Source organism: Streptomyces sp. CNQ085, assembly GCF_022614595.1.
GTDB lineage: Bacteria > Actinomycetota > Actinomycetes > Streptomycetales > Streptomycetaceae > Streptomyces.
In genome coordinates this window covers 1-23,934 of sequence record NZ_JAJFAU010000071.1, presented here as the reverse complement: position 1 = coordinate 23,934, position 23,934 = coordinate 1, and the positions used below count along the sequence as shown (strand labels likewise).

20 protein-coding genes are annotated in these 23,934 nt (G+C 74.0%); 11 read left to right on the top strand and 9 right to left on the bottom strand.

Annotation, left to right across the window (positions count from 1 at the left end; all coding sequences use genetic code 11):
• Positions 1–171 precede the first annotated feature (171 nt).
• From LJ221_RS13780 to LJ221_RS13770, 3 genes are read left to right on the top strand one after another with little or no spacing between them, the layout of a single operon-like run.
• On the top strand, positions 172–1,602 hold the full coding sequence (locus tag LJ221_RS13780) for an alpha/beta fold hydrolase (protein ID WP_241716799.1): 1,431 nt from the start codon (positions 172–174) through the stop codon (positions 1,600–1,602).
• Complete coding sequence (locus LJ221_RS13775; RefSeq protein WP_308314780.1) at positions 1,599–2,408, top strand: hypothetical protein; 810 nt, start codon at positions 1,599–1,601, stop codon at positions 2,406–2,408. The genes LJ221_RS13780 and LJ221_RS13775 overlap by 4 nt, the downstream gene beginning before the upstream one ends.
• Entirely contained in the window at positions 2,405–3,256 is an 852-nt protein-coding gene (locus tag LJ221_RS13770) for a nuclear transport factor 2 family protein (RefSeq protein WP_241716797.1), read from the top strand. Before LJ221_RS13775 ends, LJ221_RS13770 begins: the two co-directional genes overlap by 4 nt.
• Here LJ221_RS13770 and LJ221_RS13765 read toward each other — a convergent pair.
• A complete protein-coding gene (locus LJ221_RS13765; RefSeq protein WP_241716794.1) occupies positions 3,241–4,083 on the bottom strand; it encodes a M23 family metallopeptidase in 843 nt (280 codons plus the stop codon). The two genes, LJ221_RS13770 and LJ221_RS13765, sit on opposite strands and share 16 nt — an antisense overlap.
• A 143-nt stretch (positions 4,084–4,226) precedes the next feature.
• Here LJ221_RS13765 and LJ221_RS13760 point away from each other — a divergent pair, with 143 nt between their 5' ends.
• The gene (locus tag LJ221_RS13760; protein WP_241716792.1) at positions 4,227–4,904 is read left to right on the top strand and encodes a hypothetical protein; all 678 of its coding nucleotides are present in this window, start codon (positions 4,227–4,229) and stop codon (positions 4,902–4,904) included.
• A gap of 61 nt (positions 4,905–4,965) precedes the next feature.
• Here the strand turns inward: LJ221_RS13760 and LJ221_RS13755 are convergent, their stop codons facing one another.
• The 3 genes from LJ221_RS13755 to LJ221_RS13745 all read right to left on the bottom strand — a co-directional run bounded on the left by LJ221_RS13755 (position 4,966) and on the right by LJ221_RS13745 (position 7,586).
• Positions 4,966–5,709, bottom strand: a complete 744-nt coding sequence (locus LJ221_RS13755; RefSeq protein WP_308314781.1) for an SDR family oxidoreductase — start codon at positions 5,707–5,709, stop codon at positions 4,966–4,968.
• 389 nt (positions 5,710–6,098) lie between these two features.
• On the bottom strand, positions 6,099–7,004 hold the full coding sequence (locus LJ221_RS13750; protein WP_241716802.1) for an IS5 family transposase: 906 nt from the start codon (positions 7,002–7,004) through the stop codon (positions 6,099–6,101).
• 45 nt (positions 7,005–7,049) lie between these two features.
• Positions 7,050–7,586, bottom strand: a complete 537-nt coding sequence (locus tag LJ221_RS13745) for a helix-turn-helix transcriptional regulator (protein ID WP_241716790.1) — start codon at positions 7,584–7,586, stop codon at positions 7,050–7,052.
• Between the two features lie 104 nt (positions 7,587–7,690).
• On the opposite strand from LJ221_RS13745, the gene LJ221_RS13740 reads away from it, so the two are divergent.
• Positions 7,691–8,746: an esterase-like activity of phytase family protein gene (locus LJ221_RS13740; RefSeq protein WP_241716788.1), complete on the top strand. Its 1,056-nt coding sequence runs from the start codon at positions 7,691–7,693 to the stop codon at positions 8,744–8,746.
• Positions 8,747–8,806: 60 nt separating this feature from the next.
• On the opposite strand, the gene LJ221_RS13735 is transcribed toward LJ221_RS13740, so the two are convergent.
• Together LJ221_RS13735 and serC are read right to left on the bottom strand one after the other, a co-directional pair.
• On the bottom strand, positions 8,807–9,199 hold the full coding sequence (locus LJ221_RS13735; RefSeq protein ID WP_241716787.1) for a hypothetical protein: 393 nt from the start codon (positions 9,197–9,199) through the stop codon (positions 8,807–8,809).
• 260 nt (positions 9,200–9,459) lie between these two features.
• Positions 9,460–10,578 (bottom strand): phosphoserine transaminase, encoded by a 1,119-nt coding sequence (gene serC, locus LJ221_RS13725; protein WP_241716785.1) that lies wholly within the window; start codon positions 10,576–10,578, stop codon positions 9,460–9,462.
• Positions 10,579–10,725: 147 nt separating this feature from the next.
• Between serC and LJ221_RS13720 the strand changes: the two genes are divergently transcribed.
• The gene (locus LJ221_RS13720) at positions 10,726–13,668 is read left to right on the top strand and encodes an FAD-binding and (Fe-S)-binding domain-containing protein (RefSeq protein WP_241716783.1); all 2,943 of its coding nucleotides are present in this window, start codon (positions 10,726–10,728) and stop codon (positions 13,666–13,668) included.
• A gap of 332 nt (positions 13,669–14,000) precedes the next feature.
• Here LJ221_RS13720 and LJ221_RS13715 read toward each other — a convergent pair whose 3' ends face one another.
• Positions 14,001–15,101 carry a citrate synthase 2 gene (locus tag LJ221_RS13715; RefSeq protein WP_241716781.1) on the bottom strand — a complete coding sequence of 367 codons (1,101 nt, stop codon included), beginning with the start codon at positions 15,099–15,101 and terminating at the stop codon, positions 14,001–14,003.
• Positions 15,102–15,539: 438 nt separating this feature from the next.
• On the opposite strand from LJ221_RS13715, the gene pdxH reads away from it, so the two are divergent.
• A complete protein-coding gene (gene pdxH, locus LJ221_RS13710) occupies positions 15,540–16,184 on the top strand; it encodes a pyridoxamine 5'-phosphate oxidase (protein ID WP_241716801.1) in 645 nt (214 codons plus the stop codon).
• 399 nt (positions 16,185–16,583) lie between these two features.
• Positions 16,584–18,005 (top strand): PAS domain-containing protein, encoded by a 1,422-nt coding sequence (locus LJ221_RS13705; protein WP_374228447.1) that lies wholly within the window; start codon positions 16,584–16,586, stop codon positions 18,003–18,005.
• A gap of 28 nt (positions 18,006–18,033) precedes the next feature.
• Here the strand turns inward: LJ221_RS13705 and LJ221_RS13700 are convergent, their stop codons facing one another.
• On the bottom strand, positions 18,034–18,825 hold the full coding sequence (locus LJ221_RS13700) for an SIS domain-containing protein (protein ID WP_241716777.1): 792 nt from the start codon (positions 18,823–18,825) through the stop codon (positions 18,034–18,036).
• A gap of 255 nt (positions 18,826–19,080) precedes the next feature.
• Here LJ221_RS13700 and LJ221_RS13695 point away from each other — a divergent pair, with 255 nt between their 5' ends.
• Together LJ221_RS13695 and LJ221_RS13690 are read left to right on the top strand one after the other, a co-directional pair.
• Entirely contained in the window at positions 19,081–19,776 is a 696-nt protein-coding gene (locus LJ221_RS13695; protein ID WP_241716775.1) for a metal-dependent transcriptional regulator, read from the top strand.
• Positions 19,777–20,180: 404 nt separating this feature from the next.
• The gene (locus LJ221_RS13690) at positions 20,181–21,050 is read left to right on the top strand and encodes an alpha/beta fold hydrolase (RefSeq protein ID WP_241716774.1); all 870 of its coding nucleotides are present in this window, start codon (positions 20,181–20,183) and stop codon (positions 21,048–21,050) included.
• 89 nt (positions 21,051–21,139) lie between these two features.
• On the opposite strand, the gene LJ221_RS13685 is transcribed toward LJ221_RS13690, so the two are convergent.
• On the bottom strand, positions 21,140–21,802 hold the full coding sequence (locus tag LJ221_RS13685) for a bifunctional DNA primase/polymerase (protein ID WP_241716772.1): 663 nt from the start codon (positions 21,800–21,802) through the stop codon (positions 21,140–21,142).
• A gap of 340 nt (positions 21,803–22,142) precedes the next feature.
• Between LJ221_RS13685 and LJ221_RS13680 the strand changes: the two genes are divergently transcribed.
• Complete coding sequence (locus LJ221_RS13680) at positions 22,143–23,528, top strand: transcriptional regulator (RefSeq protein WP_241716770.1); 1,386 nt, start codon at positions 22,143–22,145, stop codon at positions 23,526–23,528.
• The last annotated feature ends 406 nt before the right edge of the window (positions 23,529–23,934 follow it).

Here is a 23,934-nt window from a genome sequence, read left to right as displayed (position 1 = left end):
TCACTGAGCAGTCCCCGCAGGTAGGACACCATCCGCCGTCGGGGCTCCACTCGCCCGAAACGGCCCGCGAACCGAGCCACGAAGTCACCGAACACATTTGACCAGCCGTCAGCTATTTCCTCCAGCACGACATCGTCAACGAGAGCACGCACATCACGTCACGGAGTGTCGTTGCAGTACTACGCGGCGTCCGGCTGGACGAAGCTGGCGGGAACCAAGTGGCGGGACGGCTCGGCCCTGTCCGGCGTGATGCGGACCCGCACCTACGGCTTCGAGCGCGCCTACCGGCTGACCCGGCGCTACCCCCGCTCCAGCAAGGTCCTGCAGCACGGGGTCCTGGCGATGGAGTGCCTCTTCCCGGTCGTCTACCTGGCCGGCGGGCGGCTGACCCGGCCGATGATCGGAGCGGCCGGCGGCTTCCACGTCGCCAACGCCTTCGTCATGGGACTGGGCCGGTTCATGACCGCCTTCCCCGCGATGCACCCCATGATCGCCTACACGACCGCGCCGCGGACTCTCCCGGCGGTGGCCGGCCGGGACGACCGGATGGTCAGGACCGCGCTGGTGCTGCTGGCCGGCGGCGTCACGGGAGCGGCCGTGCTGGCCACCCAGCGACGCGCCCGGGCCGTCTCCGGGTGGCCGATGTCCCGCACCGTCACCACCCGGTGCGGCAACGTGCTGCAGTACGACACCGGTGGCCGTGACATCGCCGACCGTCCGGTCCTCGTCTTCAACCACGGCCTTGCCTCGACCTCCGAGCACTTCGCGTGGATGGTCGAGCGGCTGGCGTTCGACTCCGGCCAGCCCGTGGTGACCTACTCCCGCGCCGGCTACGGTCCCAGCCGCCGGGTGAAGGAGGCCGCCTACAGCCTGCGGGAGTCCGTGGACGACCTGGAGGACCTGATCCGCCAGGCCCTGCCGGAGGACCGCAGGGTGGTGCTCGTCGGGCACTCGCTGGGCGCGGACCTGAACCGGCGGGCCGCGGAACGGCTCGGCGACCGGCTGGCCGGTGTGATCTACCTCGACCCCACTCACCCGGGGCAGCTCGTGCGGTCGGGCAAGCAGAAGAAGGGCAGCGAGCTGTTCACCGACTCCCTGAAGGAGATGGCGCGCTGGACGAGGCTGGGCTGCGGTGCGCTGATGGCGCGTCCCCGGTGGGTGGACGACCTGCCCTACCCCTACCGGGAGAAGGTGTTCTCCCTCTACACCGACTCGCGGCTGTGGACGGCCGCGCGGCGGGAGTGGGAGGTGGTTCGCCGGGAGTTCGAGACCTTCGACGGGGAACTGGACCCGGTGCCCGCCCCGGGCCTGGTCATCGCCGCGCAGGTGACCGTGGACATCGATCCGGAACAACTGCTGATGTACCACGACATCGCCCGCTCCCACCAGGCGGCCGGCCGGTACGGCGGTGTCACCGTCGTGGAGCGCGCGGGGCACGACTCGATCCTGACCGACGCGCGTCACGCGCGTACCGCCGCGGACCTGATGGCGGCCTTCGTCGAGGAGCACTGCACGCCGCGGGCCCCGGCGGACGCCGCGGCTCCGGCCGGGGGACTCCCCGCCGGGCGGGGGAAGCCCGAGAAGGAGGACGAGCAGAAGTGAACCCCACCGCGTTCATCAAGGACGCCCTCACCGGACCGGGCGCCGTGACGCGTCTGGCGGACGCCCGGGTGGTCATGCTGGACACCACACCGCGCGGGCTGCTGGAGCTGGCCGGCGACCGGCTGCCGCCGGGCTACCGCCGGGCGCTGGAGCGCTTCGGCTACGGCCCGGGTGCCGCGAAGGCCGACTTCCTGGTCGGTGAACCCATCCCGTGGGCCGATCCCGAGGTGGGGCGGGCCGGAACCGTGCACCTGGGCGGCACCCGCGCCGAGATGCTCGCGGCGGAGCGCGCGGCCGCGCGGGGGGAGGCCACCGAGGAGCCGTTCGTGCTGCTGGTCGACCCGGCCGTGACCGACCCCGGCCGCGCCGTGGGCGGCCGCCGCCCGGTGTGGGCCTACGCGCACGTTCCCAACGGCGACACCCGGGACCCGGTGCCGCTGATCACCCGCCGCATCGAGCGCTACGCGCCCGGCTTCTCCGACACGGTCATCGCGGCGCGCGGGGTGCCGGCGGCCGACTACGAGACGTACAACCCGAACTATCCGGGCGGGGACATCGGGGCGGGTGCCATCACGCTCGCGCAGTCCGTGTTCCGGCCGGTGCCCGCCTGGAACCCGTACCGCACTCCCCTGCCCGGGGTGTACCTGTGCTCCGCGTCGACACCGCCCGGTCCCAGCGTGCACGGCATGTGCGGCCACCACGCGGCCCGGGCCGCCCTCCGCAGGGAGTTCCGCGTCAACACCGTGCCGCCCCTGGGCCCCGGGGGCGGTGCCATCCCCACAGAGAGAACCGGGAGAGTGTCATGAGCACCACGCACCGCCCAACCGCCGCGGAGGACTTCGTCGGCTACCTCCGCGCCTACCACTCCGACGCCATCGACGGGAACGATCCGGTGGAGGAGGTGTGGGAGCGCTATCACCTGCCCGACGGCACCCACCGGGTCAACGGACGGCCCTGGGACCTGAAGAAGATCATGCGCAGCCTCCGTTCCCGGCGTTCCCTCGACGCGCCGTACGAGCTGTACGTCCACGAGCTGGTCGTGGAGGGGGACCGGGCCGCCGCCCGGTACACCGTCAGCACGCCCATGGCGTGGAAGTTCCAGAGCGCCACGGACGCGGCCGTGTTCGCCGAGATGGCCGGGGACGGGCGGGTGGCCCGCTCCGACGCCTTCTCCGCCAGCCGGCCGGGCTGGGCCGGGCACGGCGGGAGCGCTCCGTCCGACGCCGCGGCCCGCCCCGCGCCGGGCACCGTCCCGGCGCCGCCGCCGGCCGACGGGGCCGAACCGACGCCGGCCCAGGACCCCGCCCACTACCTGCGGGCCTACTACGCCGCCGGGTACGACCCGGCGGTGCCGGCCGCCGAGGCCCACGACCGTTTCCACACCCCGGACGCGGTGCACCAGGTCGGGGGGAAGGTGATGCAGCGCTCCGGTGTGCTGAAGGCCCTGGAGGACGGACGGAAGCGGAAGCACAGCTACCCGGTGGAGGTGCACGAGACGCTGCGGGAGGGCGACCGCTTCGCGGTCCGCTACACCACCAGCCGCGGGGGTAACCCGAAGAAGAGCCAGGAGGTCTTCGCCTTCGGCGAGTTCGCCCCCGACGGCCGCGTCCGGCGGGTCTGCTTCGTGCTCGAGCCCGGCTACGGCGCGGCGTAGGGGTCCGTCCGGCCGGCCGCTGCGGCCCGCACCGGGGTGAAGTGGGTGTTGTCCTCGGGCACCCCCCGGTGCTCTTGGCCTTCGTCGTCCCGGTAGTGCCAGGTGAAGCGCAGTCCGCGGGCCGAGGTGATGTCGGGGCCGTCCATGAGCTGGAAGTGCAGGTGGGGCTCGGAGGAGTTGCCCGAGTTGCCGCACTCGGCCAACGGGCGGCCGGCCGTCACCCGGTCGCCCACGGCCACCTTCAGCGAGCCGCGCCGCAGGTGGGCGAGGACCGCGTACACCCCGTCGCCGAGGTCGAGGACGAGATGGTTGCCCAGCAGGTGGCGGGGGAGGCCGAAGGAGCGGACGAAGCCCTCCGCGAGCACGTAGAACAGTCCGGCCAGTGAGGAGCGCGACAGGTGGTCCCGCTGCCCGTCGGCGGCGGCCACCACCCTGCCGTCCGCCGGGGCGAACAGCGGTTCGCCGAAGGACGGGTAGGACTCGGGGCGCCGCGCCGCCGGCCAGAACCACACGGGCTCCGGCGCCGGCCTGCGCGCCATGTCGATGGCGTAGGTCTGCGCGAGGTTGTGGGCGTGGCTGGGGACCTTGGTGGCGGGCCCGTTGCGCGCCGTCCAGCGGCCCTCCACGGGGACTTTGAGGGCCACCGGCGGCACCTCGTCGCGCGGCGGGCGCTGCGCGCGGGTCATCGCCCACCGCATCAGCATGCCGGTTCCCAGCAGGGCGATCCCGGTGAGCCACAGCGGTCCGATGCCCTGACCGTTGACGAGGATGCACACGGCGCCCGCGGCCATCACCGGGCCGTGGCGCTTCCAGAGCTTCTGCAACATGGGTGCCTTCCATGTGGGGGCTGGTGGGCGGGACCCAGCATTCCAGACCGGGCCCCGCCCCGAACCTGAAATTATGTACTTACGTAATCACATAGAAGGCGATAGCGTTCCGCTGTCCGAGCCTTGAACGGGTTGGAGCGCACATGAGCGCCGAAGTCACGTTCCACACCGCGGCACCCGTCGCGGTCGAAGCGGTCGGGCGGCACCTGCCGGACCGCACGCAAACCGTCGCCGAACTCCCCGAGCTGACCGGTCTGGCCGAGGCGGACCGCCTCACCTGCCTCAACCTCGGCATCGACACAGTCCTGGCGGACGACAGCCTGACCTCCTACGACCTCGCCGAGCGCGCCGCCCGCGCCGCACCGGACCGCGCGGGGCTGCCGGCCGCGTCCCTCGGGGCGCTCATCGTGATCGAGCCGCGCGCCCCGGAGACTCTGATCAGCTCGGACGCGACGAGACTCCAGCACGCGCTGGGCGCCGACGCGGCGACGACCTTCACGGTCGGCGGCCTCGGCTGCGTGTCCGTCACCCCGGCCCTGCTCGCCGCGCGTGGCCTGCTGGCCGCCGATCCGTCCCTCGACCACGTGCTGATCGCACACGGCAGCAAACCCGCGGGCGGGGCCCGCTACCGGCATCCGGTGACCGTCAACGGCGACGGCGGCCAGGCGCTGCTGTTGACACGCCCGCACCCCGCCGCGCCGATCCGGGTGCTCGACCTCGTCCAGCGCACCGACGGCCGCTACTGGGACCTCTTCCGCCTGGAGTACCGCGACCGGCCCGCCGAACGGTGGAGGGAGGAGTGCCGGGACCTGCCCGGCTAGGTCGTGTTTGGAAACCGCATGACATCGAGTTAACTCATCAAGACTTGCGATCTATTAGTACTCAGAGCCAGTGCCCGCCAGCGACCTGGATGATCTGCCCGGTGATCCACCGGGCCTGGTGCGAGGCCAGGAAGACCGCAGCGTCAGCGATGTCCGTGGGGTCTCCGACCCGGCCCAGTGGGATCGAGGGCTCCACCGCTGCGATCAGGTCCTCGTCCATCCATCCCGTCTGCACCGGCCCCGGAGCGATCGCGTTCACCCGCATCACCGGTCCCAGGTCCAGAGCCGCCCCGCGCGTCAGGGACTCCAGCGCGGCCTTCGAGGCACCATAGGCGACCTGGCCGGGAAAGCCTCGGGCCGTGTCGGTCGAGATGTTGACCACGCACCGCGATCCCTTGGCCGCGTCCGCCGGGATCCGACGCGAGAATTCTGCCAAGAACATGATCGGGGCGGTGACGTTGACCTGGAAAGTGCGCTCCACGCCCTCCTGGCCCAGAGTGGCGAAAGCGTCGGCCTCCTCGGCGTGCGCGGCGTTGTTGACCAGCACGTCCACCGGCCCGAGCTTCTCCTCCACTTGGTCCAGCAGCCTCCCGGCTGCTCCAGGCAGCAGGAAGTCCGCCTCGACGGCGACCGCGCCCGGCAGCGAGGCCGCGAACGCCTCCACCTCCTCACGGGTCGCATGCGCGTGCTCCATGGAACCGGTGACCGCCCCGTCGACATAGTGCACTGCCACTCGTGCACCCTGTGCTGCGAACGCTCGCGAGATCGCAGCACCGATGTTCATCGCTCCGCCGGTGACCAGCACCGTTTTGCCTTTGATTCCTGGGTCGATCACGGGCTGTAGTCTAGGAGGGGCGGTTCGGCGGAAGCCAAGGGTTATCGGGCACTGATCCAGGCCCGCAGCGTCCGGGCAGAGGATCTTGCCTGCCTGTCCGGCAACCTCGTCACCGTGCTCGGCCGGGAAGCCATCAGCAGTGCGGGTGATTGAGGGCCACCCCTGCTCAAGAACGTCAGGGCCCGGCACGACGAACGCCCCGGCCCCATCCCTTCGGGCGGGCCCGTCAGGGCCTGCCCGTCCGGGACGTCCAGGTGCCGCCCGTCCCAGGCCTCGGCCCCATAACCGCTTCTCATGCGCTCATCGCACCGCCTGGTCGCCGTCGATGCGCAAAATGCACCGAGCAGTACCAGAAGTCGTCAAACGAGAACCTCGCGCAGCCAGTGCCCCATGACCGCGACCAGGACGGTGGCCTCGTAACGGCAGGCGAGCTTGTCATACCGGGTAGCCACCGCCCGGTTCTGCTTGAGCCGGTTGAACGCGCACTCGATCGCGTGTCGCTGCTTGTAGTCGCCCCAGTCGGTCTTCAGCGGCCGCCCACCCTTCGAACCGCGGGCGATGCGGTGGGCGGCCTGATCCTTCTTCTCCGGGATCGTGGCCCGGATGCCCCGCCTGCGCAGGTAGTCGCGGTGATAACCGGCCGAGTGGGCCCTGCCGGCGCGTACTCGGCCCGGCCTCGTGCGCGGCCGACCGGTCCCGCCGGGCCCTGCCACCTGGACGCGTTCCAGGACGGGCTCCAACTGTGGGGGGTCGGCCCACTGCCCTGGGGTGACGAGCAGGGCCATGATCTTCTGACCCTGCTCGGCAGCAGCATGAATCTTCGTGGTGAACCCTCCCCGAGACCTGCCCAGCCCGTGGTGCTCGGGCTCGGGAACAAAAGCCCCATCCCGGGCTAGGACACCGGGTGGTTGCTTCTGCTCGGCCCCGTTCCTGTGGGCCCCAGCCGCGTGCTGGTGGGCCCGGGTGGCGGTGGAGTCCACGTTCAAGTCCCACACGATCCTCCCGAGCCCGTCGGCTCGGGTCTGCAGCGCGGCGACCAGGCGGGCCCAGGTCCCCTCGCGCTGCCAGGACCGAAACAGCCAGTAGGCGGACTGCCAGGGCCCATAGCGTTCGGGCAGGTCTCGCCACGGGGTCCCGGTACGGACGCGGTGCCGGATCGCGTCGATCTGCCGGCGACGGTGGGCCGCCGGACGGCCCGAGGAAGAAGCCGGCAGGTGCTCCTGCAGGACATCCCACTGCTGGTCGGTCAGGTCACCACGAGCCACGAGGACCAGATCGTGCCTGACCAGCACCTACTTCCCAAACACGACCTAGTGGCGGGCCGCGGTGATCACGATGAGCAGCGGCACGAGCCGGGTCGGCGGGACCTGGTAACGCCCGCGGCCCGCCGTCTCCAGCCAGCCGGCGGAGACGAGCTGTCGCAGGTGGTGGTAGACCTGGCCGGTCGTGCCGAGCCCGTCCAGCTCCATGAGTTCGGCCACCGCCGTCCGCCCCTCCAGCAGCGCCTGGAGCAGCCGCAGCCGGACGGGCTGCCCCAGCGCGCCCAGCGTGTTCGCCAGCTCCGGCCAGTCGGAGCCCAGCAGCGAGTCCGTGGCGGCCGACCGCTCCCACTCCACGCGCTCCCCGCCCGGGCCGGTCACGGATCCGGCGAACAGCACCCCGCCGTGCGCCGCGTCCCGCAGGAGGTCCCGGAGCTGCGGCAGCACGAGGCAGGCGTCGCCCGGCTCCTCCCCGTCCTCCGGTCCCTCCGCACCGCTTCCCAGCCGCTCCTCAAGCTCGGAGACCCGCTGTGTCAGCCCGGCGACCTGCCCGGCCAGCGCGTCCCACGCCGGCACGTCCTCACTCATCCCGCCAGCGTAGCGCCGGGCACCGCACGCGTCCGGGGCGGCCGGACCGCGGCGGTGGGTCCCGCCGTCCGGCTTCCGCCCGGGACAGTGGCAGGCTTGTCGCCATGCGGAGGCTTGTGCGCGCCCTGGGCGCGGCGGTGGTTGCGGCAGCGGTGCCGGCGGCGGGGACGGCGGCGGGGACGGCCGGAGCGACGGCGGCCGGCCCCGCCAACGACGGCTTCACGATCGAGGACGAGCGGATCACCGAGTCCAGCGGCCTGGCGGCCAGCCGCGCCCACCCCGGCGTGTACTGGACGCACAACGACAGCGACGACGGGCCGTACGTCTACGCGATCGACGGCCGCACCGGCGAGACGGTCGCCACCGTCACCCTGACCGGCATCGCCCCGCGCGACGTCGAGGCCGTCTCCGTCGGCCCGGACGGCCACGTGTACGTCGGCGACATCGGTGACAACTTCGGCGGCCGGTGGCCCGAGGTGTGGATCTACCGCTTCGCCGAGCCCGGGAGCCTGGCAGACCGGGCCGTCGAGGCCACCCGCCACACCGTGCGCTACGCCGACGGCCCGCGTGACGCCGAGTCGCTGGCCGTCCACCCCGTCACCGGGCGGGTGTACATCGTCAGCAAGCACAGGGACGGCGGCGCCCTGTACGCCGGGCCGGAGAAACTCCCGGCCTCCGGCGCCGCCGTCTTCACCCGCGTCGCGGACATCGGCCTGTGGGCCACCGACGCCGCCTTCTCCCCGGACGGCACCCGGCTGGCGGTGCGCGGCTACTTCGGCGGGACCATGTACGCCTGGGAGGACGGCGCACCGCGCGAGCTGGGACGGCTGACGGTGCCGGTGCAGCGCCAGGGCGAGTCGGTGACCTTCACACCGGACGGCCGGACCCTGCTGTACGGCACGGAGGGCGAGCGCGGTCCCGTACGGCCGATGCCCCTGACCGAGGAGCAGCTCCCCGAGAGCGCGGGGGAGGAGAAGCCGGAGCGGACCGGTGGCGAAGGGGCCGGTGACGGCAGCGGAGCCGGCGACGGCGGGGCGGAGGAGGACGGGGACGACGGGGGAGAGGGGAACACCACCGGACTCGTCCTCGCCCTCGCCGCGGGCGCCGTCCTCCTCCTCGCCCTGCGCCGCTCGAAGCGGCGCGGCGGCGGCGCGTCCTGACCTCTCGCCGGGCACCCCGCCCGGGAGCGAGGCCGTGCCCGCCGCCGGCCCCCGCAGCTCTCACCGCTCGCCCACCGGGTGCAGCTCGTACAGCAGCGACCGGTCGAGCATCAGCCGGTGGCCCAGCGGCACCAGCACGCCCCGCGCGGGATGCTCGCGGGCCAGGCGCCCGGCCGCGTGCCGGGCCTCGCGGCCCGACAGCCGCCGCACGTCCACCTTCATCGGCGCGCCCGCCGGGGTGCCGCCCAGGGTGGCGGGGGAGATCTCCGCCTCAAGGCGGCGGCGCAGCCGTCCGGCGGTACCCGACCGGCCGTGGGCGCGCACGTAGGCGCGGTCGCCCTCCACGGCGATCGCCGTGGCCGTGCCCACCGGCACGCCCTCGCGGTCGTACGTGGCCAGCCAGACGCGCCGCTCGCCGGCGAACAGACTCAGCCCGGTCCCCGGAGTGCTCATGAGCCGCCGGGTACCTCACCGGGACCGGGCGGAAACGGGATCGGGACCCGGGCTCCCGGAAGGGGACCGCTTGCCGGCCCGCGACGGCCCCTCCTCATTCCGCGAGGAGCGCCGGGAGCTCGCGCATGTCGTCGAAGAGCACCGTGTGAGGTCCTTCGGGGCAGTGCGCGGGGGTCAGGCCGCCGGCACAGCCGAAGGCCCGCTTCCCGCGGGGGACGGGGGCGGCGGCCGTCGGCCGGGTGTGCGGGCCGCCGTACGGCTCAGAGGCGCTCGGCGACGTAGTCCACGCAGGCCGTCAGGGCCTCGACGTCCGCCGGCTCCACGGCCGGGAACATCGCCACCCGCAGCTGGTTGCGGCCCAGCTTGCGGTACGGCTCGGTGTCCACGATGCCGCCCGCGCGCAGCACCTTGGCGATCGCGGCGGCGTCCACGCCCTCGGCGAAGTCGATGGTGCCGACGACCTGGGAGCGCTGGGCCGGGTCGGCCACGAAGGGCGTGGCGATCTCGGACTTCTCCGCCCAGCCGTACAGCCGCGAGGAGGAGTCGGCGGTGCGGGAGGTGGCCCAGTCCAGACCGCCCCGGCCGTTGATCCACTCCAGCTGGTCGGCCAGCAGGAAGAGGGTGGCGACGGCCGGGGTGTTGTACGTCTGGTTCTTGCGCGAGTTGTCGATCGCGGTGGGCAGGTCGAAGAACGCCGGGATGTGCCGGTCGGTCGCGGCGATCCGCTCGGCCCGCTCCAGCGCGGCCGGGGAGAACACGGCCAGCCACAGGCCGCCGTCCGCGGCGAACGACTTCTGCGGTGCGAAGTAGTAGACATCCGTCTCGGCGATGTCCACCGGCAGGCCGCCCGCGCCGGAGGTGGCGTCCACCAGCACCAGGGCGCCCTCGTCCGCGCCCTCTACCCGCCTGATCGGCATGGCGACGCCGGTGGAGGTCTCGTTGTGGGTGAGGGCGTACACGTCCACGCCCGCCTCGGCCTCCGGCCGCGGGTGGGAGCCGGGGTCGGAGGAGATGACGGTCGGCTCGGCCAGCCAGGGGGCGAGCTTCGCGGCCTTGGCGAACTTCGAGGAGAACTCGCCGAAGGACAGGTGCTGGGACTTCGACTCGATCAGGCCGTGGGTCGCGATGTCCCAGAAGGCGGTGGAGCCGCCGTTGCCCAGGACGACCTCGTAGCCCTCCGGGAGGCCGAGGAGTTCCTTCACTCCCTCGCGCACCCTGCCGACCAGGTCCTTGACCGGAGCCTGGCGGTGTGAGGTGCCCAGCAGGGACGTACCGGTGGCGGCCAGGGCGCTCAGCGCCTCCGTCCGCACCTTGGACGGGCCCGAACCGAATCGTCCGTCGGCGGGCTTGATGTCTGCGGGAATCTGGAGATCGGCCACGAACCGAAGGGTAGTGCGTGGCCGCCCTGTGTTCCGTGAGGCGTCCACCCCGCGAGACGCGCCGTGGACACGCCGTGGGACACGCGGCGGGACACACCGGGGGGCGACTGGTGCGGACGGGGCCGGTCGGGATGCACGCTGTTGCCCATGGGTGACGACGCGGCGAGGGCGGCACGGCGGCAGGCGCGCACGGCGCTGGAGCGCACGGCGCAGGCGGAGGAGCGCGAGCGGGCGCGGGAGGTGGTGCGGGCGCTGCGGGCGGCCGTACGGGGGGAGGTGGCCGACGACGCGGGCTCCCGTGCGCTGGTGACGATGGACGCCTCCAACTACCGGCGGGTGCCGCTGGCCGTGGTCGCGCCGCGCGACGCCGGCGACGTGGCGGCGGCGCTGGCGGTGTGCCGGGAGACGGGGGTGCCGGTGGTGCCGCGCGGCGGGGGCACGTCCATCGCCGGGCAGGCGACGGGCACGGGGGTGGTGCTTGACTTCACCCGCCACATGGACGCGGTCCTCTCGCTCGACCCCGGGGCGCGCACCGCCGTCGTCCAGCCGGGCGTGGTCCTGGACGACCTGTGCCGAGCGGCCGGCGCCCACGGGCTGACCTTCGGTCCCGACCCCTCCACCCACAGCCGCTGCACGCTCGGCGGGATGATCGGCAACAACTCCTGCGGCTCCCACTCGGTGGCCTGGGGCACGACCGCCGACAACGTCCGGGAGCTGGAGGTGCTCACCTACGGCGGCGAGCGGGCCCGGCTCGCGCCTGGCGGGGACGGCGTGCCCGAGCGGCTGCGCGCCGGGGCGCGGGCGCTGGTGGGCGGGGAACTCGCCCGGTTGCGCACCGGCTTCCCCGAACTGCCGCGCCGTATCTCCGGTTACGCCCTGGACGCGCTGCTGCCCGAGCGCGGCGAGGACTGGGCGCGGGCGTTCACCGGCAGCGAGGGCACCCTCGGGGTGCTCACGGCCGCCACGGTGAGGCTGGTGGAGCGGCCCGGCGCGCGGGTGCTGGCGGTACTGGGCTACGCGGACGAGAGCGCGGCGGCCGAGGCGGCCGTCACCCTGCTTCCGCACCACCCGCTGACGGTGGAGGGGATGGCGAGCGATCTGGTGCCCGAGACCGAGCGGGCGATGCTGCCCCGGGGCGGGGCGTGGCTGTTCGTCGAGGTCGGCGGCGCGGACGCGGACGGGGCACGGGCGGCGGCCGGGCGGCTGTGCCGGGCGGTGGCCGGGGAGGCGGCCGACCACACCCTGGTCGCTGACCCGGCCGGGCAACGCGCCCTGTGGCGGGTACGGGAGGACGCCTCGGGCACCGCCACCCGCATGCCCGACGGCAGCGAGGCGTGGCCGGGCTGGGAGGACTGCGCGGTCCCGCCCGCCCGACTGGGCGCTTACCTGCGGGACTTCCGCGCGCTGCTGGCCGAACACGGGCTGCGCGGGCTGCCGTACGGCCACTTCGGCGACGGCTGCATCCATGTGCGCGTCGACTTCGACCTGATCGGCGAGGAGGGCATCGCCCGTTTCCGCCGCTTCTCCGGCGACCTGGCCGACCTGGTGGTCGCGCACGGCGGCTCGCTGTCGGGCGAGCACGGTGACGGGCAGGCGCGCGCCGAACTGCTGCCGCGGATGTACGGGCGGGAGACGGTGGAGCTGTTCGGTCGCTTCAAGGACCTGTGGGATCCCGACGGCGGCCTCAACCCCGGCATGCTGGTGCGCCCCCACCGCCTGGACGAGAATCTGCGGTTCGCGTCGCTGCCGCGCGAACCGCTGCCCGTCGTCTACGGCTACCCGGAGGACGGCGGCGACTTCTCGGCTGCGGTGCGGCGCTGTGTGGGGGTGGCCAAGTGCCGCAATCCGGCCGGGAGTCCGGGTGTGATGTGCCCCTCCTACCGGGCGACGGGCGAGGAGAGGCACTCCACACGCGGCCGGGCGCGGCTGCTGCACGAGATGCTCGCGGGCGAGGTGGTCACCGACGGCTGGCGGTCGGAGGAGGTCCGCGAGGCGCTGGACCTGTGCCTGTCGTGCAAGGGCTGCCGCGGCGACTGCCCGGTGGGGGTGGACATGGCCACCTACAAGGCGGAGTTCCTGCACCACCACTACGCGGGCCGCCGCCGTCCCATGGCCCACTACTCGATGGGGCTGCTGCCGCTGTGGCTGCGGGCGGTGGCCGCCACCCGTACCGCGCCGCTGCTCAACGCCCTGGCCCGCACCCCGGCGGCGGCCCTGGCCAAGCGGCTGGGCGGGATCGCCCCGGAGCGGGAGATCCCGCCGCTGCCGCGCGCCCCCTTCACGCGCCGGTGGCGTGCGTACCGTCAGAGGCGCCCCGCGCGTCCTGTGCGCGGCGGCCGGCGGGTCGTGCTGTGGCCGGACACCTTCACCAACCACCTCTCCCCCGAGGCGGGCACCGCCGCCGTACGGGTGCTGGAGGCGGCCGGGCTGGATGTGGTCCCGCCGCCGGGGGCGGACCGGGTATGTTGCGGCCTGACCTGGATCTCCACCGGACAGCTCGACGGCGCGCGCCGTGTGCTGCGCCGCACCCTGGAGCGGCTGGAGCCCGTGCTGGAGGCGGGGGTTCCGGTGGTCGTCCTGGAACCGCCGTGCGCGGCGGCGCTGCGCACCGACGCTCCCGAGCTGCTGCCGGACGACCCGCGCGCCAAGCGGCTGGCCGCCTCGGTGCGCACCTTCGCCCAGGCCCTGGAGGAGTGCGCCCCCGACTGGAATCCACCGCGGATCGACCGCCCGGTGGCCGGCCAGACCCACTGCCACCAGCACGCGGTGCTGGGCGACGCGGCGGAGCGACGGCTGCGGGAGAAGGCCGGGCTGACCGGCGGGCTCAGCGACGGCTGCTGCGGGCTGGCGGGCAACTTCGGCTTCGAGAAGGGGCACTTCGAGGTCTCCGCCGCCTGTGCGGAGGAGAAGCTGCTGCCGGCGGTGCGCGGCGCCGGGCCGGGCACGGAGCTGCTGGCCGACGGCTACTCCTGCCGCACCCAGCTCGCCCAGCTCGGCGGATACCGCGCCCGCCACCTGGCGGAGGTGCTGGCCGAGGCGCTGGACGGGCCGGAGGGGGAAGAACGGCGGGAGGAGCGGCCGGAGCGGTGAGACGGCGGCGCCCGTGCCGCGGACGGAACCGGTCGCCGTTCACCCGGTGGTGGTGCCCGGCCGGCACTCCGCGGGCTGGAAGTCCGAGCGGCACCTTCGTCGCCCACCTCCACGAACGTCAACGCGCTCGGGGGTGGGCAAGCTGGTCACCCACGCGCCGTTCGGCGCGGGGCTCGCCCTCTCCTCGCCCGCGGACGGCCCCTCGTACGTCGAGGTCCCCGTGCGCGACCGGGCGTCCAGCCGGGCCGGTCCGGTGCCCGACGGCCTCCTCCCGCCCCTCCCGGCGGGGGGAGGCCGTCCGCCTCCGCGGGTACGGGCGTGCGGCCCGGGCCTCAGCCGGTGATCTCGTCGTAGCCCTCGATCTCCCGCACACCGCGCGGGCCCGGGCCCACGTAGCGCGCGGAGGGGCGCACCAGGCGGCCGGTGCGCTTCTGCTCCAGGACGTGCGCCGACCAGCCGGCGGTGCGGGCGCAGCTGAACATCGAGGTGAACATGTGCGACGGGACCTCGGCGAAGTCCAGCACGATCGCCGCCCAGAACTCCACGTTGGTGGCCAGCACCCGGTCCGGACGCCGGTTGTGCAGTTCCTCCAGCGCCGCCTTCTCCAGCGCCTCGGCGACCTCGAAGCGCGGTGCGCCCAGCTCCCTGGCGGTACGGCGCAGCACACGGGCGCGCGGGTCCTCGGCGCGGTAGACGCGGTGGCCGAAGCCCATCAGGCGCTCGCCGCGGTCCAGGGCACCCTTCACGTACGCCCGGGCGTCCCCGGTCCGCTCGATCTCCTCGATCATGCCCAGCACGCGCGAGGGCGCGCCGCCGTGCAGCGGGCCGGACATCGCGCCGACCGCTCCCGACAGCGCCGCCGCCACGTCCGCGCCGGTGGAGGCGATGACGCGGGCGGTGAAGGTGGAGGCGTTCATGCCGTGCTCGGCGGCCGACGTCCAGTAGGCGTCCACGGCCGCGACGTGCTTGGGGTCGGGCTCGCCCCGCCAGCGCCGCATGAAGCGCTCCACGACGGTCTCGGCCTTGTCGATCTCCCGCTGCGGCACCATCGGCAGACCCTGGCCGCGTGCCGACTGGGCGACGTAGGACAGCGCCATCACCGCGGCCCGCGCCAGGTCGTCGCGGGCCTGCCGCTCGTCGATGTCCAGCAGCGGGCGCAGGCCCCACACGGGCGCGAGCATCGCCAGCGCGGACTGCACGTCCACCCGGATGTCACCCGAGTGGACCGGGATGGGGAAGGGCTCGGCCGGGGGCAGACCGGGGGTGAAACCACCGTCCACCAGCAGGCCCCACACGTTCTCGAAGGAGACGTGGCCCACCAGGTCCTCGATGTCCACACCCCGGTAGCGGAGGGCGCCGCCCTCCTTGTCGGGTTCGGCGATCTCCGTCTCGAACGCGACGACTCCCTCGAGTCCGGGCACGAAGTCGGACATCTGGCGGCTCCTCGTATGTGGTTCGGCGGGAGGACGGCGGGCGCCCCGGGGGGCCGGTCGGCTCTTCGCGGGCGTACCCGAGCGGTTCCGCCGCCGAGGGGGCTGGCGGTCCGGGCCGGTACCCGGTCCTGCCCTGCTGCTGTCGGACTGCCGGTGGTGACCGGGCAGTGGCTGGTCGGACACGGTAACCCGCGCTGTGCGGAGGCCACAGTCGCCCAGCCAGCGATTCTGTCCGGTCCGGCAGGTGCGGGGAAGGGTGAGATGCGGCACACCCCCCGCTTCCCCGTCCCCAGGTGTACACGCCCCGAAGGGTGGGCAAACTCGCCCGCCACCGCCCGATGCCGTGCGCCGCACGTGTTGCAAGATGAACACGTGCCCCAAGCCGACGAAGCAGCCCGCGAAGCCCTAGCCCACCACCCGCACCTGGACCCCGCCGCGATGCGGGCCCACTACCGGGCGGAAGGAATCGGGGAGGAGGACCTCGCCGCCGACCCGTACGGGCAGTTCCTGCGCTGGTTCGAGGAGGCGGCGGCCGGCGGGCTCCACGAGCCGAACGCGATGGTCGTCTCGACGGCCGATGAGCGGGGGCGGCCCAGCTCGCGCACGGTGCTGCTCAAGCAGTTCGACGAGCGCGGCTTCGTCTTCTACACCAACTACGACTCGCGCAAGGGCCGCGAGATCGACGCCAACCCGTACGTGTCGCTGCTCTTCCCATGGCACGCCGTCGCCCGCCAGGTGATCGTCTCCGGCCGGGCGGAGCGCACCGGCCGCGACGAGACGGCCGCCTACTTCCGCACCCGCCCGCACGGCTCGCAGCTCGGGGCGTGGGCCAGCGACCAGTCCTCGAAGGCAGCCTCCCGGGAGGAGCTGGACCGCGCGTACGCGCAGCTCGCGGACCGCTACCCGGAGACGGAGCGGGTCCCGGTCCCGCCGCACTGGGGCGGCTACCGGGTGGTGGCGCGGACGGTGGAGTTCTGGCAGGGCCGCGAGAACCGCCTCCACGACCGTCTGCGCTACGTCCGCCGGGACTCCGGGGAGCCGGGTGCGGAGGCGGTCTGGACGGTCGAGCGTCTCAGCCCCTGACGGCCCCGGCCCGGGGGGCTCCGGGAGCGCGAGGCCCCGGAGATTCCGAGGACGCGGACGACCCGCGGGCCTGGCCCCGGTCGCGCCGTGCGGCGTGAGGGGGTCGGTCGGACGTACCGACAGCCCGCGGGTCGGGTGACTGCTCGGGATTGGCCGGCGGTGCCGGCATCACGCTGTGACGTCGGCCTCCTAGGCCGCAGCCACCTCACGCGTCCGGTCGCAACTCATCTGCCGAACCACCTCCCTTCTCGTGTACTCCAAACGGTAAGCGGCGGCATGGGCACGGACAAGCGAATTTCGAGGGGACAACGATTTGCGTGAATCACATGTGCGCTGCGTCACGTTCGAGTTCAATGATCGGGAGTGCAGTTGCGCGCAGCGTCCAGCTGGGGGTGCCAGGTGACGGCTCGGTCCGAGACCCACTTCGAATACGGTGCCGGTGACGGCGGCGACGCCCGCGGCGGCCCCGCGGGAGGAGCCGCCCCGCCGCGGTCCGCCGGCTCCGGAGGCGAGCTGCTGCTCACGGCCCTCCTGGACGGCATGGACGCCGCCCTGTGCGCCTTCGACGCCGACGGCGTCGTCACCCACTGGAACCGCGAGGCCGAACGCGTCCTGGGCTGGACCGGGCAGGAGGCCGTCGGCCGGCGGGGGCTGGCGGGATGGGCGGTCCGCACCGCCGACGCCGAGGACGTCCAGGAGTGGCTGATGGCCGCGATGGCCGCGCCGGGACGTCGGGTCCGCGAGTTCGCGCTGGTGCGCAAGGACGGCGGACGGGTGCTGGTGCGGGTGCAGTGCTCCGGGGTGCGCGGCGCGGACGGCCGGCCGGCCGGCGTGTACTGCGCGTTCGGCGAGGTGCGCACGCAGATCGACCTGGAGCGGTCGATCGCCCTGAGCGAGGCCCTGTTCGAGGGGGCCTCGTGGGGGGTGGTCCTGGTGGACGCCGACCTGCGCCCGGCCGTCGCCAACCTCCATGCCGCCCGCGCGCTGCGCGTCGGCCGCACGGCCATGCTGGGGCGGCCGCTGGGCGAGCTGGTGGGCGAGGGCGTGGAGGAGCTGGAGAGCGCCCTGCAGCACGTACTGGCGGAGGGCCCGCCACCGGCGCCGGCGGAGCTGTGGGTGACGCTGCGCGCCCAGGCCGGGGGGCGGGGGCCCGAGCAGGAGGGCGGGCCCGCCTCGGACACGCGGCGCTGCTGGCGCAGCGGCTTCCTGCGGCTGGTCTCGCCGATGGCGGAGGAGACGCCGGTGCCGCTGGGCGTGGCGTGGTTCTTCATGGATGTCACGGATGCCAGGCGGGCCGAGCAGGAGGCGGCGCGGTTCCGTTTCCGGGGCAACCAGGCCCACCGGGCGGCGCGGGCCGCGGCCGAGTGCGAGGACCCGATGGAGGCGGCGACCGTCCACCTGGACTTCGCGCTGGCGGGTTTCGCCGAGCACGCGCTGCTGGACCTGGCGGCGGACTGCTCGCCGGTCCGCCTGGTGCGCGCGGCCGAGGCCCCGGCCCCCTGCACCACGACGACGGGCGTCCCGGTCCCCTACGCGCGCGACCACCCGGCGCTCCAGGCGTACGAGCGCTGCGGCCCGGTGCGCACCAGCGTGGGCGGCGCGGGGGCGCAGGGGTGGGCGCGCGCCCGCAGGTGGCCGGAGGGCACGGTGCACGCGCTGTGCGTGGTCCTGCGCAGCCGCGGCCGGACCCTGGGCGTACTCACCTTCCTGCGGGGGGCGAGCCGGCGCGCCTTCGACCGCTCGGACGCGGTCCACGCGGAGGGCGTCGCGGACCGCGTCGCCGCCGCGGTCGACCTCGCCCGAGCCCTGTCGCGGGACTGACCCCTCGGCCGGGTACCCGCCGGGTCCGTCAGCGCAGGTAGAAGATCCGGTCGGCGTGCTCGGCCATCACCCCGGCGTTCCACTCGTGGCCGCCGTCCACGTTCCCCGAGCGCAGTAGGGGAGGGGTGATGCCGCGGGCGGCCAGCGCACCCGCGGCCGAGGCGACGACGGCCTGCATGATCGCGCAGGTCACCACCGTCGAGGCGGGGGCGAAGGGGGCGCCGACGCCCTCCGCCGTCAGCTCGGCGTCGCCCACCGCGATCTTGCTGTCGACGACGATGTCGCAGTGGTCCCCCAGGAAGGTGCCCGAGGGGTTGCGCGGCGCGGTGTTCCGTGCGTACGCCACCGAGGTCACGCCGATCACCCTCAGGCCGAGCTCCCGGGCGCGGGTGGCCATCTCCACCGGTAGCGCGTTGCGCCCCGACAGGGAGATCACCACCAGTACGTCGCCGGCCCGCGCGGGGGAGGTCTCCAGCACGGCCGAGGCCAGTCCCTCCACCCGCTCCAGCGAGCTGCCCAGTGTCGCGGGCACGACGTCGACGCCGACCGCGCCGGGCACGGGCAGGAGGTTCAGCACGGCGAGGCCGCCCGCCCGGTAGACCACGTCCTGGGCCGGCAGGGAGGAGTGGCCCGCGCCGAAGGCGAAGACGCGGCCGCCGTCGGCGAAGGCGTCGGCGATCAGCGCTCCGGCCGCCGAGATGCTGCCGGCCTCCTCCTCCCGGACCCGTTCCAGCAGGCCGACGGCCGCGTCGATGAACCGCTCGGCGGGCCCGCTCCCGTCCGGCGCACCGCCCGTCGTCTCGTCCGCCGCCCCGCCCATCGTCCCGGCCTCCCGTCGTGTGCCGCCGTCGTACGGTCCCGGCGCACACCCGGCCGCAGGCCCCGGTGAACGCTCCGCCCCGCGCCGCGGAACGCCCCGTGACGCCGTGATCACGGTGAGGTCTGGATCGGTGTGCTGTCAACACGCGGTGCTTCCGGGCGGCGTACGGCCGGGCCCGGCGGACCGGGAACGATTGTCGGCCCCATGCGTCAGAATTGGTCTCCAGGGCCACCGCACGAGCTGACGAGGGGCACGATGTCCGGACTCATCGACACCACGGAGATGTATCTCCGCACCATCTTGGAGCTGGAGGAGGAGGGCGTGGTCCCCATGCGTGCCCGCATCGCCGAGCGGCTCGACCAGAGCGGCCCGACGGTGAGCCAGACGGTGGCCCGCATGGAGCGCGACGGACTGGTCCGGGTGGCCGGCGACCGGCACCTGGAGCTGACCGAGGAGGGGCGGCGGCTGGCCACGCGCGTGATGCGCAAGCACCGGCTGGCCGAGTGTCTCCTGGTCGACGTGATCGGCCTGGAGTGGGAGCAGGTGCACGCGGAGGCGTGCCGCTGGGAGCACGTGATGAGCGAGGCCGTCGAGCGCCGTGTGCTGGAGCTGCTGCGGCATCCCACCGAGTCCCCCTACGGAAACCCGATCCCGGGCCTGGAGGAGCTGGGCGAGCCCTCGGAGGCCGGGCCGTTCCTGAGCGACGACATGGTGAGTCTGTCGGACCTGGACGCCGGCTCGGACGGCAAGACGGTCGTGGTGCGCCGGATCGGCGAGCCGATCCAGACGGACGCCCAGCTGATGTACACGCTGCGACGGGCCGGTGTGCAGCCGGGCGCCGTGGTCAGCGTGACGCCGGGAGCGGGCGGCGGGGTGCAGGTCGGCAGCGGAGGCGAGGCCGCGGAGCTGACCGCCGCGGTCGCCACGCACGTCTTCGTCGCCAGGCGCTGAGGGCGGTCCGGACGGCCGTCCGGGAGGCCCGCGCGGTCTTCCGGACGGCCGGGGTTGCGCGGAACGCGAGCGGCGGGGGCGGTGTCGTGGCACGCTTTCGGTGACGTGCAGGGGTGGGAAGACGGAAGGGGAGCCGTCCATGGGAGTGTCGCACCAGCGGGGTCCTGGCGCCGTCGCCAGCCGCCGGGACCCCGCCTCCCCCCGCGGGCCCCTGACCCCGAGTGGCCCGCCTCCCTATAGCTGTCTCCCCTCGGCCCGGCCGGAAGACACTCGCTGAGGGTCACTCAAAAGAAGGGTTTTGCAGTTCAGATGGGCTTGTTCGAATGAAAGTTCGATAGCGTGAGGCCGGTAGACGACGAGGCAATCGGACGACGCGGACAGGAGGGATGGGGGTGCCAGGACGCATGGTTCGACGCATCAACGTCAGGGGAGCGGGCGGTCTGCGGCTCGCGGCCTGGGAGTTCGCCGACCCGCCCGAGGGCGCGCTGCCGGAGGGCGACGGGCAGGCTCCGGGCGTGCTGCTGCTGCACGGCCTGATGGGCCGCGGCTCGCACTGGGCCCCCACCGCTCGTCGGCTCTCCGGGCGTTACCGCGCCGTCTGCCTGGACCAGCGCGGACACGGCCGCAGCGACAAGCCGACCGACGGCCCGTTCGGCCGCGACGCGTACGTCGCCGACGCCGAGGCCGTCATCGAGCAGCTCGGCCTGGCGCCCGTGGCGCTCGTCGGACACGGGATGGGCGCGCTGACGGCCTGGCAGCTCGCCGCCAAGCGACCCGACCTGGTCCGCGCCGTGGTGATCTGCGACATGCGGGCCTCGGCACTGGGCAAGCGCTCCCAGCGCGACTGGGAGCAGTGGCTCGCGACCTGGCCGGTGCCCTTCGCCACGCTCGCGGACGTCCGCGGATGGTTCGGCGAGGAGGACCCTCTCCTGGAGCGCCCGTACCCCTCGCGCGGCGAGTTCTTCGCCGAGGTGATGGCCGAGCGGATGGACGGCTGGCGACCGGTGTTCTCGCGCCGCCAGGTGCTGATGATCCGCCAGGCGTGGGCTTGTGAGGCGTACTGGGAGGAGCTGGCCCTGGTGCGCTGCCCGGCCCTGGTGGTCCGCGGTGTCGACGGCGAGCTCGGGCGCGCCGAGGCCCAGGAGATGGTCCGGGTGCTGCCCCAGGGCGCCTACGCGGAGATCGCCGACGCGGGCCACCTCGTCCACTGCGACCAGCCGGAGCAGTGGCGGCAGGCCGTCGAGCCCTTCCTCCAGGGCGCGCTCCCGGCCTGAGCGGCGGCCGGACGGTCCGGCCGCCGGACGTGTTCCGCCTGCCGTTCCCGCTCCGCTGCCCCCGCCGTTCCCGGCCGTGCCCGGGGCGGTCAGCGCACGCGTGTCGCGGCGGCGTCGCGGCCACAGGCGTACGCCAGTGGCCGGACGATCTCCTCGGCCTCGGGCAGCCGGTGGCCGGTGTCCGCCGGCTGCCGCACCCACAGCACCGCGCCGCGGGCGCCCACCCGGGTCGGCGGAGCCGCCACCCAGTCGCCGTCGCCCCGCACGGTCAGGTCGAGGGCGCCCGGGGACCAGCCCAGCCTCCGTACCAGATCGGGCATCCTGGACGCGCCGCCGGGCTGGACGAAGAAGAGCATCCGTCCCTTCGGGGTGCCGGTGACCGGACCGACCGCCACACCCATGCGCTCCATGCGGGCCAGTGCCAGGCAGCCCGTCGTCTCGGGCACCTCGATCGCGTCGAAGGCCCGCCCGGTCGGCAGCAGCACCGACGCCCGGGGCCGGTCGGCCCACATCCGGCGCACGGCCGTGGCGCCGGACGTGGCCTGTGCCGCCCAGTCGGGGCGCGTGGGGTGCGCGCCGGGCGCCCCGCAGTCCGCCGCGCCGCACGAGCAGCGCGGTATGCCCCTCTCGACCTCGAGCCATGCGCCGGGGAACACGTCCCACAGCCGTTCCCTCGTGCAGCGCACCGCGTACTCGACCATCGGACCCGCGGGTACGGGCGTGGCCGCGGTTGTCGCCGTTGTGATGTTCATGGGCTCCTTCACGATGATCACAACTTGTTTCGTGACGAAGGGTTACGGCCTGGGGAGCGATTCGTTCGGGGTGCCGTTCCGGCACGCGAGGGCGCACGGGTGCACGGGCGGGGGCGCGTGCATGGGTGGACGGTCCCGGATGGGTAGTTCCCTGTGCGGCGCGACGCCGGAAATCTTGGCATATGCGCCCGGTGGTGCGGTCGGAGCGCTCGAGGCGTCCGGCGCACCCGGAGCAGGCGGAGTACTCGTGAGAGCGGTCACAACGGACGGCGCGGTCGGGACGGACGGCGCGGTCAGGACAGGCAGCACAACAGAGGGACACGCAGAGGGAGGGGACCGAATGGCCGCGAGGCCGCTGGTCGCACGGCAGCCGAACGAACGGCTGCAGGCACTTATCCAGGAGGCAGGCTGTTCCAACGCCGGACTGGCCCGCCGCGTCAACATGTGCGGCGTGGAACAGGGGCTCGACCTGCGCTACGACAAGACATCCGTCGCCCGCTGGCTGCGCGGCCAGCAGCCGCGCGGCCGGGCGCCGGTGGTCATCGCCGAGGCGCTGGGGCGCAAGCTCGGCCGGACGGTGACGGTCGAGGAGATCGGAATGGCGGGCGGCCGGAACATGGCCGCCGGGGTCGGCCTCCGGTTCGCGCCCACCGTCTCCGGTGCCGTCGAGCAGGCGAGCGAGCTGTGGCGCAGCGACGTGGGGCGCCGCGATCTGCTCGCCGTGCGGTCGGGGGCGTTCTCCGCGCTGGTCGAGCCCAGCCGCGACTGGCTCATCTCCGCCCCGGACGCCGAGGTGGAGCGGCGCACCGGTCCGAGGGTGGGCGCATCGGACGTCGCGGCCGTACGGGAGGCCACCGCGGCCCTGTCGGAACTGGACCACCGCTACGGCAGCGGCCATGTGCGGCTGGTGGTCGTCCACTACCTCGACAGCGTGGTCTCCGGGCTGTTGGCGGGCTCCTACACGGAGGCGGTGGGGCGCGAGCTGTTCGCCGCGGTCGCCCGGCTGACCGAACTGGCGGGTTACATGGCCGTGGACACCGGCCGGCCCGGCCTGGCCCAGCGGTACTACATCCAGGCGCTGCGGCTGGCCCAGGCCGCGGACGACCGCGCGTACGGCGGCTATGTGCTGGCCGCGGGCATGAGCCACCTGGCGGCCTCGCTGGGCACCCCCCGGGAGATAGCCCAGCTCGCCAGAGCTGCCCAGGAGGGCACGAGAGGCCGGGTGACCCCGCGGACGCAGGCGATGTTCCACGCCGCGGAGGCACGCGGCCACGCGCTGATGGGCGACGCCCGCACCTGCCAGCTCGCCGCGGGGCGGGCTCTGGCGGCCTTCGACCGGGCGGAGTCGGCGACGGACGCGGGCGACGACCCGGAGTGGATCGGCCACTTCGACGCCGCCTACCTGGCCGACGAACTCGCCCACTGCCACCGGGACCTGAACCAGCCCACCCCCGCCCAGCGCCGTGCCGAGGAGGCACTGTCGGGCCATCCGGAGCGGCGTGCGCGGCGGCGGGCGATAGACCTGCTGCTGCTCGCCGCCGCGCGGCTCCAGCAGCGTGAGCTGGAACACGCCTGCCATACCGGCGCGCAGGCGGTGGAGTTGCTGAACGGGCTCCGCTCACAGCGGGGTTCGGAGTACCTGGAGGACTTCCGGGCGCGGCTGGAGCCCCACCGGGAGGAGGCCGTGGTCAGGGAGTTCGCGCAGCGGCTGGAGCCGGCGGCTTGACGGGAGGGAGTGGGTGAGGGGGCGGAAGAGGGGATGGTGAGGTTTCGTCCCGGCCGATGGTGGGGAGAGCGTGCGGCCCTTCCGTGGGCATGGTCGACCGTTCTGATGACCGGGTAGCGTGAGCCGACGAATTCGCGGTCGTGTTTTGGTAGTCAGGCGAACGAGGGGTCCCGGTGACGACGCACAGCCGACAGGGCGACGAGGCGCGTGAGGGTGTTGTCCTGCCGTCGAACGAGGACCGGTGGACTCCCGGTCACGGCGACTCGCAGGCGGGCCCGCCGCCGGGCCTGCCCTGGGGACAGCCGTGGGGACCGGCCGCCCCGCCCGGGCCGCCGAGCGGGCAGCCGCCGCAGCACCGGTCGCCCGGCCCTCCTCCGGCGTGGTCCCCGATGCCGGGGACCACGCC